13 protein-coding genes are annotated in these 14,186 nt (G+C 47.8%); 3 read left to right on the forward strand and 10 right to left on the reverse strand.

From position 1 onward, the window contains the following. The first annotated feature begins 116 nt into the window (after window positions 1-116). Window positions 117-386, forward strand: coding sequence for a ubiquinone biosynthesis accessory factor UbiK (gene ubiK / locus R3P39_RS12510; protein WP_336567855.1), 270 nt, complete (start codon window positions 117-119; stop codon window positions 384-386). Window positions 387-422: 36 nt separating this feature from the next. On the opposite strand, the gene can is transcribed toward ubiK, so the two are convergent. The 9 genes from can to ilvG all read right to left on the reverse strand — a co-directional run bounded on the left by can (window position 423) and on the right by ilvG (window position 10,247). After that, window positions 423-1,085, reverse strand: coding sequence for a carbonate dehydratase (gene can, locus R3P39_RS12515; protein ID WP_336567857.1), 663 nt, complete (start codon window positions 1,083-1,085; stop codon window positions 423-425). Next, the gene (locus R3P39_RS12520; RefSeq protein WP_336567859.1) at window positions 1,085-2,260 is read right to left on the reverse strand and encodes a methyltransferase; all 1,176 of its coding nucleotides are present in this window, start codon (window positions 2,258-2,260) and stop codon (window positions 1,085-1,087) included. The genes can and R3P39_RS12520 overlap by 1 nt, the downstream gene beginning before the upstream one ends. 33 nt (window positions 2,261-2,293) lie before the next feature. Further along, window positions 2,294-3,346: an ABC transporter substrate-binding protein gene (locus R3P39_RS12525; protein WP_336569313.1), complete on the reverse strand. Its 1,053-nt coding sequence runs from the start codon at window positions 3,344-3,346 to the stop codon at window positions 2,294-2,296. Between the two features lie 95 nt (window positions 3,347-3,441). After that, window positions 3,442-3,894, reverse strand: coding sequence for a hypothetical protein (locus R3P39_RS12530; protein WP_336567860.1), 453 nt, complete (start codon window positions 3,892-3,894; stop codon window positions 3,442-3,444). A 52-nt stretch (window positions 3,895-3,946) separates the two neighbouring features. After that, complete coding sequence (ilvA, locus tag R3P39_RS12535) at window positions 3,947-5,488, reverse strand: threonine ammonia-lyase, biosynthetic (protein ID WP_336567861.1); 1,542 nt, start codon at window positions 5,486-5,488, stop codon at window positions 3,947-3,949. A 2-nt stretch (window positions 5,489-5,490) separates the two neighbouring features. After that, window positions 5,491-7,347, reverse strand: coding sequence for a dihydroxy-acid dehydratase (gene ilvD / locus R3P39_RS12540; protein WP_336567863.1), 1,857 nt, complete (start codon window positions 7,345-7,347; stop codon window positions 5,491-5,493). Window positions 7,348-7,402: 55 nt separating this feature from the next. Continuing rightward, complete coding sequence (locus tag R3P39_RS12545) at window positions 7,403-8,326, reverse strand: branched-chain amino acid transaminase (protein WP_336567864.1); 924 nt, start codon at window positions 8,324-8,326, stop codon at window positions 7,403-7,405. A gap of 20 nt (window positions 8,327-8,346) precedes the next feature. Beyond that, the gene (gene ilvM / locus R3P39_RS12550; RefSeq protein WP_336567865.1) at window positions 8,347-8,589 is read right to left on the reverse strand and encodes an acetolactate synthase 2 small subunit; all 243 of its coding nucleotides are present in this window, start codon (window positions 8,587-8,589) and stop codon (window positions 8,347-8,349) included. Further along, window positions 8,586-10,247 (reverse strand): acetolactate synthase 2 catalytic subunit, encoded by a 1,662-nt coding sequence (gene ilvG, locus R3P39_RS12555; RefSeq protein WP_336567866.1) that lies wholly within the window; start codon window positions 10,245-10,247, stop codon window positions 8,586-8,588. The genes ilvM and ilvG overlap by 4 nt, the downstream gene beginning before the upstream one ends. Before the next feature lie 518 nt (window positions 10,248-10,765). Here ilvG and R3P39_RS12560 point away from each other — a divergent pair. Both R3P39_RS12560 and R3P39_RS12565 read left to right on the forward strand, forming a co-directional pair. After that, window positions 10,766-11,641, forward strand: a complete 876-nt coding sequence (locus tag R3P39_RS12560) for a TraB/GumN family protein (RefSeq protein ID WP_336567867.1) — start codon at window positions 10,766-10,768, stop codon at window positions 11,639-11,641. Window positions 11,642-11,766: 125 nt separating this feature from the next. Further along, window positions 11,767-12,384 carry a hypothetical protein gene (locus tag R3P39_RS12565; protein WP_336567868.1) on the forward strand — a complete coding sequence of 206 codons (618 nt, stop codon included), beginning with the start codon at window positions 11,767-11,769 and terminating at the stop codon, window positions 12,382-12,384. Here the strand turns inward: R3P39_RS12565 and R3P39_RS12570 are convergent. Further along, complete coding sequence (locus R3P39_RS12570) at window positions 12,381-14,183, reverse strand: response regulator (protein WP_336567869.1); 1,803 nt, start codon at window positions 14,181-14,183, stop codon at window positions 12,381-12,383. The two genes, R3P39_RS12565 and R3P39_RS12570, sit on opposite strands and share 4 nt — an antisense overlap. Between the last annotated feature and the right edge of the window lie 3 nt (window positions 14,184-14,186).

A 14,186-nucleotide genomic window follows, 5' to 3' on the forward strand; every position in this document is an offset into this window, starting at 1 on the left:
AACTAAGCAGCCTAGTTTACCGTATCAGTACAAAACTATGAAGCGAACCTTTGACGGTTGCCGTGCATAAGGTAAGATGAAGGTAATCACCGACTCATGTAAGTTAAGGTAATAAGATGATTAATCCAGCCAAAATTGAAGAAATTGCCAAACAAATTTCCAGCAATATGCCACAAGGGGTGAAGAACCTTGCGGATACCTTTGAGGCAAGAACCAAGCAGGCTATTCAAGCAAAGCTAGCGGAAATGGATTTTGTTAGCCGCGAAGAATTTGATATTCAAAGTAAAGTGCTTATTCGCACCCGCGAAAAGCTTACTGAATTAGAACAAAAAGTGGCACAGCTCGAGGCGCAATTAGCGGATAACGCCAGCAACTCAAAAGAGTAACAGCCGAATGGGCGTGCGTGCACGCCTAGGCCGCTATCAGGTGTATTTTTGACTAATATCCAATAACGCCTGCTCATAGTTCAGTGCCAATGCCTCACTTCCCGCTACCGAGCCGACGACTTCGTTAAGTAGACCATCTGTTAGGCCATACACCCAACCATGAATGCTTAATGCCTGGCCGCGCTGCCATGCATCTTGCACAATATTGCTAAAGCAGACATTTCTAACTTGCTCAATCACGTTTAACTCGCATAGCACATTCCCCTGTTGTGCTGCTGCGGTGCGCTCCACTAGCGCACGATGTTTTTCTTTGACATCGGTTACATGACGCAGCCAGTTGTCGATAAGACCATATTTGGCATTGTCTAATACCGCCTGCACACCACCACAGCCATAATGACCCACCACCATTATGTGCTTCACTTTAAGCACTTCCACGGCGTATTGCATGACCGATAAACAATTATGATCGGTGTGCACGACTACGTTTGCAACGTTACGATGTACAAATAGTTCACCCGGCATTAGATCAACAATTTCGTTAGCGGGAACCCTTGAATCAGAACAACCAATCCAGAGGTATTCCGGTTGTTGTTGCTGCGATAACTTATCAAAGAAGCCTGGATCGTTGGCATGGGTGCGAGCGGCCCACTTTTGATTACTTTCCAGTAAATGTTGTAACGCTTTCGATTGACACATTATGGCAGCTCCGCTTGGATTAAAAGATTTCTTGGCGTCAGTGACTTCTGGCAAAAGGTGGTTAATTGCACTTGGTAACCCGCCGCTTCAAGGTAAAGCACTCGGTCTAGTACTAACCACATCTCGATGGCGCGGCGGAATAAGTGCCTAACCAGCTCGATTCTATCGGTTACCTGTTTTCGCGCTTGGCCGAGGCTTTCATAACGTGCAAAGTCGATCCCTATAGGGAGACTGATTTGCTTTTGCTCTGCCGCCCAATGACAAAAGTCGGCAAAGCTTTGTGAGAAAATTGCCTTATTCACTGAAGGCACACTCACGTAACCCTGCTCACCGGTAATGTCTCTGCGCAGGGCATCAAAACCAAGCCGCCAGCTGACCTCTTTTTTACGCACCTGAGCCACCCGTCCTGGGGCCGTAACCGTTTCTTGTAGCGCCAGCTTCATGTCGTGGTGTGATAAGCTTAGCTGACTTTGCTGCGCCTCAACACTCATGGCTTGATAACCCGGTGGCGTGAAAAGATGATAACAACAAGGCGATAACGACAGCTTGGGCATGTCATTGGCAACGGCTTGCTGCATAAAAACGCGGTGTAATTGCCCACAAGCATGCAGTGCCACGCCATGACGATTGTCAGCAAAATGATAGCCAATGTCATCACTGAGCACATCAGCACAATGAAAGTGTAAGTTTAGTCCTTGGCGCTTAGCGCTTTGCTCTCCCTGACGACACAAGTCAGCTTGTAGTTCAATACTGTTCACCTCAGGTGCGCCATGATACGCCAGCATTCGACCTAAGTGCCCTTTTCCCGCACACCATTCTAGTACCGCACTATTGGTTTCATCGATGGCGGCGACAAAGTCTTGTAACTGCGCTAGCTTACGCCCTTTAATACCATTGCTCAGCCAAAAAGGGAGGGTATCACGGGGCTTATCATGCATAGGTAACTGTAACAGCGGCGGCAGCTGGCTAAGTGCGGTAATACTCGGCATAAAGAAGGCGTTAAGCGCCTCACTGTCGTTATCAAGCGCCGTTACTTGCTCATCATCCAGTGCTAACAAAGTGGCAGCCAGCTCCGGCCAAGGAATAGTGTGATGCTCGAAAGCAACCACTTGCCAATACTGACGAGTAGAAAAAAGCAGTTCATCGAGGTGTTTAAAGCGCGCTTTATAGTTCACAGTGGCCACAGATGGAGAAAATAATGACCTAGTTTAACGTAATTTTTGCCGATATTTGCGAGAAAATATCAAATGTACATACATTGGTATACAAATCACCGTCAAAATCGCGGCAATGATTAACACCCAAGACAACTCGAGCGTGGCTTCATTGTCATCAGTGTAAATAAATTCTGCTTTATGTTGTTGAAATAAAGCAAGGTCTAGATGATAAAGCTGAGCAATCCACTGCCACTTAGCTGCCGACATCCGACCTATGGGGATATTACCCACTTTAATGTAGTTGCGAAGTTTTTCCGCTTCATAAGCCAGCTGAGCGACACTTTTATGCTGAGCATAATGTTGTTGCGTTATTAATACCGCCTCTTCAAGGTGGTTTAGGGCATAACGCCAGCCTTTAAGGCTTGCGCGACGAAAGCGCTTCACCAAGTCAGGTTTTTGCGCCACCATGCGTTCAGTGGTAAACAGCACATCAGCATAAACGTTAAGGCCATGTTGCATAGGGCAAATTTCACGGGTTTTAATGCCTAACTGCTGCGCCTGATAAGGCTCGTTGGTGCTATATACTTGCATCGCATCGTACTTGCCATTGATAAAATCTTGCAGTGGATCGGCACTGGCATAAAGCTGAATAGCATCAGGATTTATTCCCGCTCGACGCAACATCATCATCAACTCGCCATTTTCGGAATGACCAAGATGGCTGAGTTTTTTCCCTTTTAAATCGCTCGGCGCGTAGATATCGCTGTCGGCTCGAACCATCCAGCAATAAGGTGAAGACTGTAAAATAGCGGCCAAAGCAACATACGGCTCGCCTGCCAGGCGCTGTTTTAATAGCCCAGAATGAAAGACACCAAACTGAGCTTGACCATACAGCACTTTAAAATCGACCTCGGGGTTGTTGGGATCCGCGGCAACAATCTCAACCTCAATACCTTCGTCGCTATAGAAGCCCTTTTCCTTGGCTAAGTAATAACCGGCAAACTGAAACTGATGGGTCCACTTGAGTTGTAACACCACCCGCTCGGTGGCTGAGATACTGAATGACAGCAGGAGTAACGCGGCGGTTATAGCAAGGCGAGGCATCATATCCTTATGTATTTATGCAAATATTGGCTAACTATAGCTGAAATAGCACGTTCTGCCATTCCACATTAAGTCGCTAAGGTGTGCAAGCCTGGTCACAGTACGGTGATCTGTTGTTGCCACTGCGGCCCTAACTGCTGCAACAAATATTGTTGGCTCTGTGCAGCACTATTGCGGCATTGAATATCATAGCCATTGCCATTATTGACCTCAATAATACTAATGTAGCCATCAGCGACACTAATTTGGCCAATTTTGTCTATGGCAATGCGCTTGCCAGTTTTACCTGGATATTGCAGCACTATCTCATCGCCCTCTCGTTTGATTGCCTGCTCAACAGTCTGGCTACCATATAAGCCACCTCCCTCAACAAGTAGCGTCATTGTTATCACTGCAAAAACTAAAAGGATGATGGTTTTCAGCGCTAGCTCATGCGACGAAAAGTGCTGAAATGCCAAGATGAAGCCGGCTAATAACAATAACCGCTGCAGTAACACTAAACTTTTTTCTGGCCATGTCTGTTGCGGTTTAATTTTTAAATTCAGCATAGAAGATCTCCTTATAAGTAAAGCCACCCTAGACTATCCGATAGCTTTTTCATTATCCAGCTTTTTGCTGTTTCAGCGCCTCACCATGGAGAAAGCGCGCAAAGCAAGGATTCTGGGTTTCTTCTTGAAACTGGTAGCCAAGTTTTGCCAAATGCTGATCAAAACGCTCAGAGTCATGGGCCGCCACCTCAAATGCCGCCAAAACATTGCCCTGCGCAGCACCATGATTACGATAATGAAACAAGGTAATATTCCAGTTACTGCCTAACATTTCTAAAAAGCGTGCCAAGGCACCTGGGTACTCGGGAAACTCAAACCGCAATAGTCGCTCAGCCATCACTTGCGGCGGCTTGCCTCCCACCATATAACGCACGTGCAGCTTGGCTAACTCATTGTCAGACAAATCATCGAATTGATAACCGCCGTCTGCCAATGCTGTACTGAGTTCATCAAGCTCTTGCTGACCATTACGCAAACCGACACCAACAAAGATCTGTGCCTCTGCACTGCCGGCATAACGGTAGTTGAACTCGGTAATAGCACGCCCCCCTAGTGACTGACAAAAGCGCTTAAAGCTACCCTTTTGTTCTGGGATGGTGACGCCAAACAGCGCCTCATGTTTGGCACCCAATGCGGTGCGCTCGGCAATGTAACGTAAGCGGTCAAAGTTTAAATTGGCCCCCGATAAAATCGCGGCCACGCTAAGCCCTTTCTCGTTGCTTTGTGCTAACCACTTCTTCAGCCCTGCGGTCGATAATGCCCCCGAGGGCTCTGCGGTGGCCCGAGTCTCGACAAAAATATCCTGTACCGCGGCACAAATCTCGTCGGCCGACACAGTGACCACCTCATCACAAAACTTTTGTGCTAAGCGAAACGTTTCAGAACCAATCAACTTGACTGCTACGCCATCAGCAAAACTACCTACTTGCGACAGCTCCACCGGCTCACCGGCTGCCATCGCCGCTTTTAGGCAGGCGCTGTCTTCGGCTTCGACACCAATAACGCGAATATCCGGGCGCAATGACTTCAAATACACCGCCATGCCTGCCAATAAGCCACCGCCGCCCACGGGGATAAACACCACATCGAGCTTATCGAGTTGCTGCATCAACTCTCGCGCTACTGTGCCTTGGCCAATGATCACATCCTTATCATCGAACGGTGGTACAAACACCCCGTCATGCTCATCGCACAACGCCAAGGCATACTGTTTGGCGGCGTCAAAGTGGTGACCATGTAAGATCACCTCAGCTCCGAGCTTACGCACGGCATTTACTTTGATTTCGGGGGTAGTGAGTGGCATCACTATGGTGGCATGCTGCCCTAAGTGCGTGGCGCTTAATGCCACACCTTGAGCGTGGTTCCCTGCCGACGCGGTATATACCCGCGCCCCTTTTGGCAACTGACGCAGCTTGTTAAAGGCCCCCCGTAACTTAAATGAGTATACCGGTTGTTGATCTTCTCTTTTTAGCCAGATGTCGTTGCTCAGTCGCGCCGACATTTGTTCCAGCTGATTGACCTGCGTCACCTGCACCAAGGGGTCGACATTGGCTTGGATGATGGCACGAAAATAATCTAACTCTTGAGCAACCATCGCTAACTCAGCTCCTCTAATTTTTGCAGGTCTCGAACTGCTCCCTTATCCGCACTGGTGGCCAATAAGGCGTAGGCTTTTAATGCCGGGCTGACATAGCGCTCTCGGTTAACCGGCTTGTAAGTCTCTTTGCCTCGAGCATCCTGTTTGGCACGGCGCAGGGCAAGTTCCGTGTCATCTAATTTAACGTCAATGCTGCGCTGATAAATGTCGATAGCCACAATGTCGCCATCTTCAACCAAGGCTAGAGCACCGCCGCTAGCGGCCTCTGGTGAAGCATGGCCAATCGATAGTCCTGAAGTACCACCGGAAAAGCGACCATCGGTTAATAAGGCACAATCTTTATCTAATCCCATCGATTTTAAGTAGCTGGTTGGGTAAAGCATTTCTTGCATGCCTGGACCCCCTTTGGGCCCTTCGTAGCGAATGATAACAACGTCGCCCTTTTTCACTTTGCCACCTAAAATGCCTTCTACAGCATCATCTTGTGATTCAAAAACCACAGCAGGACCGGTGAAGCGGAGCATTTCATCTTCTACCCCCGCGCTTTTCACAACACAGCCATCCGGTGCCAAATTTCCTTTCAATACGGCTAAGCCGCCATCTTGACGAAAGGCATGCTCAATAGCACGAATACAGCCCCCTTCACGGTCAAGGTCGAGCTCTTGCCAACGATAACCTTGACTCATGCCTTGCGTAGTTCGGATCCCAGCAGGGCCAGCTCGATAAAACGTTTGCGCACGTTCATTGTTACTGTCGCTGGCATCCCAACGAGCAATGACCTCACCTAAGCTACCACCTGCAACGTGCCCAACACTGAGATCCAACTTGCCACCTTGCGCTAACTCTTTGAGGATAGCCATGATCCCGCCTGCGCGGTGGACATCTTCAATATGATATTGTGGCGTTGCGGGGGCTACCTTACAAAGAAACGGCGTATTGCGCGAAAGCTGATCGATGTCATTTAAATCAAAATCAACCTCACCTTCTTGCGCAGCTGCCAACAAATGCAAAATCGTATTGGAAGACCCGCCCATGGCAATATCGAGCGTCATAGCATTGGTAAACGCCGCCTGATTGGCGATGTTGCGAGGCAACACGTGTTCATTGTCTTTGCCATAATATTCATCACACAAAGCGACAATACGTTTCGCCGCGCCGAGATAAAGCTGCTCACGATCTTTGTGAGTAGCTAGGGTCGTACCATTGCCGGGCAATGCCAACCCCAGCGCTTCGAGTAAGCAGTTCATGGAATTTGCCGTAAACATGCCAGAACACGAACCACAGGTTGGACAGGCGGAGCGCTCAACCTGTTCCGAGTCTTCATCACTGACGCTCGGATCGGCGCCTTTTACCATGGCATCGACGAGATCGAGTTTCAGATCGATATCGGCCAGGCGAGTTTTACCTGCCTCCATGGGACCGCCTGAGGCGAAGATAACCGGAATATTCAGTCGTAATGCAGCCAGCAACATGCCTGGGGTGATCTTGTCACAGTTAGAGATGCACACCATGGCATCGGCGCAGTGAGCATTGACCATGTATTCCACTGAATCCGCAATTAAATCCCGTGATGGCAGTGAATACAGCATGCCGCCATGACCCATAGCAATACCATCATCAATGGCAATGGTATTAAATTCGCGGGGCACACCACCCGCTTCGGTAATAGCATCAGCCAGCAGTGAGCTCAACTGATTAAGGTGAACATGGCCAGGCACAAATTGTGTGAAAGAGTTGACCACGGCAATAATCGGTTTATGAAAATCGCCATCGGTCATGCCTGTGGCACGCCAAAGTGCACGAGCACCGGCTCGTTGTCTACCCTCTGTGGTTGTTTTGCTGCGTAATTTAGCCATGTTTCACCTTTGCTCGGTAAACCGAGTTCCTCATTCCCAAAAAATATTAAGTTAATTAATCGTTTACGTACTCAAGCCAGCCGTTTTCATCTTCCGCTTCACCTTTCACTAAGGCAAAATAGGCTTGCTGTAGCTCTGCGGTGATAGGGCCACGACCGCCATTACCTACCGCAATTTGATCGACGCTTCTCACTGGTACCACCTCAGCCGCAGTGCCTACCATAAAGAACTCATCAGCCAAGTAGAGCGCTTCACGAGCAATGGGCTCCTCGCGGACTTCATAGCCGCGTTGGCGTGCTAAGTGAATGATGGTATCGCGAGTTAAACCGGGCAAAATACATGCGGTCGTCGGTGGGGTATAAAGCACCCCTTTTTTCACCACAAAAAGGTTCTCACCGGCGCCTTCACTGAGATAGCCATTAACGTCCAGAGCAATCCCCTCAACGTAACCATTGCGCTTTGCCTCTCCGGAGATGAGTTGTGAAGATAAATAGTTACCCCCGGCTTTTGCAGCCGTCGGCATGGTATTGGGTGCCAAACGGCTCCAAGAAGAAACACAGACATCAACCCCTTGTGCCAGTCCTTCTTCACCCAGATAAGCCCCCCACTCCATTGCCGCCACCGTCATCTCTGCGCGGTGAGACTTGGGGTTAAGGCCCAAACCAACATGACCTAAAAAAGCAAATGGTCGTAAGTAGGCATTACTAAACTCATTCACACGGATGGTTTCTTTACACGCTGCAATGACTTCTTCAGGTGTATAAGGGATCTCCATACGATAGATTTTCGCCGAATCAAATAAGCGCTGGATATGATCGCTTAAACGAAACACCGCGGGGCCCTTTGGCGTATCATAAGCGCGGATCCCCTCAAAAACTGAGCTGCCATAATGCAAGGCATGGCTAAGCACATGCGTGGTTGCCTGCTGATAAGGAACCATTTCTCCGTTGTGCCAAATAAGTTCTGATGTTTGTGTCATTTTTAACTACCTTAATTCTTTTAAATTGCCTGTTGTTGTAGTGTATGCAAGTCAACTGCTTGCACTTCTACTAGCTTACTCAGTTGTGAGGTTAATAAATAGATAGGTTTGTCACTATCTACCGTCATTTTGACGTGGAATAAGTCGTCTTGGCCCTGCAACTCTAGATTGGTGAGGCGAAACCCTCGATGCCGAGCCACTCGCAAGAAGCGCTCCACCGCGATACTTTGTTGTTTTACTGCAACGGTTAAATGGTGTTTCATGAGTGGCTCTCCATCATCATTTCATCATTGGCAGCACCCGGTGGAACCAGCGGCCATACGTTTTCTTTGTCGTCTATGCATGCATGTAAAATATAAGGCCCTGTAGCATTAACGAATGCGTCAATGGCATTATCTACTTGGTTTGCATGAGTGATTGTTTGTCCTGGTATACCGAATACGGCAGCCAAAGAGACAAAGTCTGGATTATCGGAAAGGTCGGTTTCACTATAACGACCATCAAAAAAGAGCTGCTGCCACTGCCGAACCATGCCCAGTCTTTGGTTATCTAATATGAGTATTTTAACTGCTAGGTTGTTGCGGCGGATGGTCGCCAACTCTTGAATGTTCATCATGATTGAGCCGTCACCAGACACCGTGATAACGGTATTATCAGGACGTGCTATCTGCGCGCCAATGGCGGCTGGCAGGCCAAATCCCATGGTCCCTGCGCCACCACTACTGAGATGATTGCTGGGGTGGCTAAATTTCATATGCTGAGCCACCCACATTTGGTGTTGACCAACATCACAACAAACCACAGCGTCATGGGCGAGCTTTTGACTAAGCTGATTTAATAAATATGGGGCAAATACTTTTTCACCTGGGTAGTCATAGCGCCACGCATGCTGGCGTTGTAATGACGCCAAATGACCTAACCACTCGGCATCGGTAACAACACATTCTAGCTGAGGTAACGATTGTTTCAGATCGGCAACCAGTGATGCCGCCGCCGGTTTACGCTTACCCACTTCTGCAGGGTCGATGTCTAAATGGATCACCTTAGCGCCTGCGGCAAACTTCGCCAAATTACCCGTAACACGGTCATCAAAACGCGCACCGATGCACACCAACAAGTCGCATTGTTGCACCGCTAGGTTCGCCGCTTGTGTGCCATGCATGCCCAGCATACCTAAGTCATACTCATAATCAGGTAATACGCTGCCCAATGCCTTCAAGGTAGACACCGCTGGCATGTGCGTTTTTTCTAAAAATTGCATTAGTTGAGGCTGCGCATCCGCATTATGAACGCCACCACCAATATAGGCGACTGGCCTTTTTGCATCACACAATAGCTGATTGGCTTTTTCCACCTCAGTTTGCGACAACCTCGGCTGCTGCTCTTGTGGTGCTGCAAACGGATGAAAAGGCACCTGAGCCAGTTGCACGTCTTTCGGAATGTCCACCAACACCGGACCAGGACGTCCAGATTGCGCCAAGTAGATAGCCTCTTGTAACACTTCAGCCAGGTCTTCAGGGCGCTCCACCATGTAGCTGTGCTTAGTACAAGATAAAGACATGCCCAGTACATCCACCTCTTGAAACGCATCGGAGCCGATGGCAGCGGTTGGCACTTGTCCCGTGATCGCCAGCAGTGGCACTGAATCCATCATGGCATCTGCCAATGCGGTGATTAAGTTGGTTGCACCGGGGCCGGAAGTGGCAAAACACACGCCCAACTTGCCGCTACTACGGGCATAACCCACGGCAGCAAAGCCAGCTCCTTGCTCATGACGAGTTAAGTAATGCTTTACCGGCGCGCCATACAAAGCATCGTAAATCGGCATAATGGCCCCACCAGGGTAACCAAATACGTGCTTTACGCCTTGCTCTTCTAGCACCTTGATAACAAGTTGTGCGCCGGTTGTTGAATTACTCATGTTTTACTCTCAATTTGCCCTAAAACGAAAACGCCCCCCGAACCTGTTGGTGCGGGGGGCGCTTATGCTGATTATGTTTGTTACAGCACTAACTAGCCCCCGCGGTAATAATAATCACCACGCTGATAATCACGACTAGTAGAGTTGTTGTCTGTAACATTTAAAATTCCGTCACTGTATTTGAATTAAAGGGCCTGTTTTGACCCCTTTGCTATGTCTTTTTCTATTAGTACCGCGTCAGAGGCTCTGAAGTCAACATAAAAACTATGTCATTTAAAAGTAATATCAAGCGCAAAAAGAATAAAAAAACCAAACATCAAGTAAATTGAGAATGAATTAATACAAACTCAATAGATTGAGCACGTTCTATTGGGCCAACCGCTTGTTCTAGAAAAATTTACTTTTTGCGCCTTATAAGATGAATTTTTTTCTACTGCAATTCACGCCGGCACTTTTTTAGTGACATTGAGGAGGGATTATCGCAGACTAGCCTTTTACCATTAACAAGGATTGCTGACATGATTAAACAACTTTCCTCTTATGTGTTGCTGTATTTTTGGCTAGCACTTTTTAGCGCTTCAAGCTACGCCGAAGTGGGCCTGTGGCAAATTAGCAAAGGCGATACAACGTCTTATTTATTTGGCACAGTGCATGTCGGTGATAAGCAAATGCAAGGGCTACCAGACAAAGTAAAAAGAGCCATAGAGAAAAGTGACAAAGTCATGGTAGAAGTCAACCTTGAGTCTTTATCACCGTTGCAAATTCAACAGCGTTCCATGCCTTTTATGTTGTTGAAAGAGAATGAAACACTGCAAAGCACGTTGTCGCCAGCGGTATATCAAAAAGTCGTTGACTACTTCGCAGCCAAACAGATTGATGTTGCCCTGTTTGAGCGCTACGCGCCTTGGGCTGTCATGGTGACCATTTTACAACTGGAATACCAACGTCTTGGTTTCAGCGAGGCCAATGGCATCGACAAGCAAGTGGTGAATTATGCGCAACAGCACAATATCCCCATTGGCGAATTTGAAAGTTTAGAGTATCAACTTAAGATGTTTAGTCAGTTAGGACAATATAGCGATGCCATGTTGCAAGAAACGTTCACCCAAATGGCGGATCTCGATACTTACTTTTTAGACATGATCAGCGCCTGGCGACAGGGCGATCTAAAACAGCTTGAGCACTACTACAACACCAGCTTTGCTGAAGGCGAATATGGCGCCCTAGCAGAGCGCTTAATGATTAAAGAGCGCAACAATAATTGGCTCGAAGCACTGCAACAGCAACTTCCCCATGAATCTTTATTTATTGCTGTTGGCGCACTGCATCTGGTGGAACGCTATGGCTTAATCACGCAGTTGCAACAGCAAGGATACACGGTAAGCAAAATATAACTGCCCTGGCGCTCGCTCATGAGCGCCTCTGTTGCGATTAAAAAATAAATTTTGTTGCTTTGAACCTTTTAGCCAATACCGTGCGACTTACTTGTTAAACACAAAGAGCACAACAAGGTTTCGCCATGAAAAAAACACTACTCGCTTTAGCATTAGGACTGGCTAGTATCAGCAGCCAAGCACAAGACTCGCGCACCATTAAGCAATCGTTTGACAGCAACGACATCAGCGAACTTGAAATTGATGTTCCAGTTGGCAAAGTCGATTTAACGACCTACCAAGGCAGCACCGTTGAGATCGATATTTTGGTTGAACCCAAGGACAGCGACGACTGGTTTGGTGATGTTGATCTCAGTGAAGCCGTACTTGAGAATACAACGTCAGGTGGCACACTGGCCCTTGAAATCGACTCCGACGATTACGAACTAACTTGGACTGTGAAAGCGCCGGAGCACCTAGCTTTAGACATTGAAGTTGGCGTTGGTAAAATTGAGCTACAGAACCTTAGTAACTCCGCCGAACTGGAAGTCGGTGTCGGCAAAATAGATATTCACACCACAACCGATGACTATAACCGTATTTTGCTCGATTCAGGCGTAGGAAAAACCCGCATGTCAGGCTTTAGTTTCAGCAGCGAGCAGCAAAAAAGCATGGTCGGCTCAACCTCAGAATACAACGGCTCGGGTCGTTACAATTTGGATGCCGAAGTGGGCGTGGGCAAAATTAAGTTGCAACGCGATTAAGCCACTTGGTTCACCAAAGCAGCAATTTTGTTAATTAAGTCATCGGGCTGCAACGGCTTAAACACATGAGCCGTTGCACCTACTTGATAGGCTCTTTCTATGTCAGCAAGGTTGGTGTTCGCCGTCACCACCAAAATCGGTACTTGCGGATCCCGTTCACGCAGTCTTTCCGTCGCTTCAAAACCGTCCATCACCGGCATATTTAAATCCATTAACACTAAATCAAATGCATCGCTGTTGTAGACATCAAGCGCCTGAGCTCCATGCTCAACGTGCTGTATCGACTGCGCCAATGGTTGTAACATGCTTTCTATCACCTTGGCATTGAGGACATTGTCTTCCACCAGCAACACCCTTAATGAAGTTGTTAACGGCGCCGAAGTGGGCGCATTTGACTCATCACACAGTTCCAAGGGCATGAGCAGTAAGGCCCGAGTGCCCGTTGGCTTTATTTTACTAAACCGCAAGCTGCCACCTAAGGATGACACCAGCAACCGACAACGCTTCAAGCCAAGTTGTGAGCCTTGAAAATGATCTGACTCGCCAGCTTCTTGTAAGCTCGAATAATCAAACCCCGGACCACTGTCATCAATGATGATTTCTAGCATCGGCTGCTGCTCGATATAGATTAAGTCGGCCACCACTTGAATTTTGCCCTGCTCGGTAAACTTAATGGCATTGGTGATTAATTCGTTCAACAGCCAATTAATGCGTTTATGGTCACAATAGCAGCGTATGTAGAGCGTTTTACTGATGGCCATGTTAAATGCCAATGATTTTTGATGTGCAGATAAACGGTAGGCAGCGCAGGCCACTTTGAGCTCAGCGCCAAGCTCCACCTCTTGCCGTTCTGGCACAATCTCTTGCATCGACAAATGGTTAAAGTCTTCAATGGAATAAAGCAAGTTATCCAGTTGTTGACTGGCATCCCTCACATGCTGCAAATGGCGCTCATCTTTTTCTTGCCAGTACGCATCAAGATAGCCCTGTACTGCTTGCAAGGGCGTTCGCAGCTCATGACTGACCCGCGATAAAAAACGTGACTTTGCTTTTAGTGCCGCGTCAGCAAGCTCACGGGACTCTTCTAGTCCGGTGAGCGTCGCTTCAATTTGTTGGCGCATGGGTCTAAAGATAAACCAAGCTTCAAAAGCCAGCAGTAACAACCCCAGTAACCACAGCGATATTTGTAAACTTCTGACCTGTTCAGTTTTGTCTTCCGCATGCTGTTCAAATAGGCTCACGGCACGATTCAAGTCGGGCAGCAGTTGCTGCGACTGTGCCCGAATAGCTTGCGCTAACTCAGTGTTTGAGTCATCTAGAAATTCTCGAGTTGAGCGAATAAATTGCTCAGAGCGTTGCTCTAGGTTGATAGGGGGGGCAAAGTACAGTTGCCGAAGCTGGGCGTTAAGGTAAGGGTAGTCGCCAGCTGTCGACTGGGTGAGAAATTGATGATTACTCTCAAACTTCACCAACGCGGCCATAAGCTCAGGGTGCTGCACTTTGTTTGGTTCGCTGCTGAATAACGCAATACGTTGCGAGAGCATGCGCTGCATACCAGCAATATTGATGACATTGGCATCGGTGCTTTGTTGCCGTAGTAAAAACTGTATCAGTAACATAGCAATGGTTAATAACACGGCCATTGCCAGTAACGCGCCTGTGTATTTTAAACGAACATTATGCCCTATCGACATCTTCTTATAATCACCATCATGCAGTACGGCTAGAACTAAAGTGTAGCTTAGCCAGTGAATAAATACAGCAAAATACTTGACACCTAGACGGCCATAGTGGTTCAATGC

Source organism: Pseudoalteromonas sp. UG3-2 (assembly GCF_037120705.1).
Classification (GTDB): Bacteria; Pseudomonadota; Gammaproteobacteria; order Enterobacterales; family Alteromonadaceae; genus Pseudoalteromonas.

Excerpts from the sequence above, each read along its gene's own strand:
- ubiK (WP_336567855.1), top strand. The coding sequence starts at position 117 with ATGATTAATCCAGCCAAAATTGAAGAAATTGCCAAACAAATTTCCAGC.
- can (WP_336567857.1), bottom strand. The coding sequence starts at position 1,085 with ATGTGTCAATCGAAAGCGTTACAACATTTACTGGAAAGTAATCAAAAG.
- R3P39_RS12525 (WP_336569313.1), bottom strand. The coding sequence starts at position 3,346 with ATGCCTCGCCTTGCTATAACCGCCGCGTTACTCCTGCTGTCATTCAGT.
- R3P39_RS12530 (WP_336567860.1), bottom strand. The coding sequence starts at position 3,894 with ATGCTGAATTTAAAAATTAAACCGCAACAGACATGGCCAGAAAAAAGT.
- ilvA (WP_336567861.1), bottom strand. The coding sequence starts at position 5,488 with ATGGTTGCTCAAGAGTTAGATTATTTTCGTGCCATCATCCAAGCCAAT.
- ilvD (WP_336567863.1), bottom strand. The coding sequence starts at position 7,347 with ATGGCTAAATTACGCAGCAAAACAACCACAGAGGGTAGACAACGAGCC.
- R3P39_RS12545 (WP_336567864.1), bottom strand. The coding sequence starts at position 8,326 with ATGACACAAACATCAGAACTTATTTGGCACAACGGAGAAATGGTTCCT.
- ilvM (WP_336567865.1), bottom strand. The coding sequence starts at position 8,589 with ATGAAACACCATTTAACCGTTGCAGTAAAACAACAAAGTATCGCGGTG.
- ilvG (WP_336567866.1), bottom strand. The coding sequence starts at position 10,247 with ATGAGTAATTCAACAACCGGCGCACAACTTGTTATCAAGGTGCTAGAA.
- R3P39_RS12560 (WP_336567867.1), top strand. The coding sequence starts at position 10,766 with ATGATTAAACAACTTTCCTCTTATGTGTTGCTGTATTTTTGGCTAGCA.
- R3P39_RS12565 (WP_336567868.1), top strand. The coding sequence starts at position 11,767 with ATGAAAAAAACACTACTCGCTTTAGCATTAGGACTGGCTAGTATCAGC.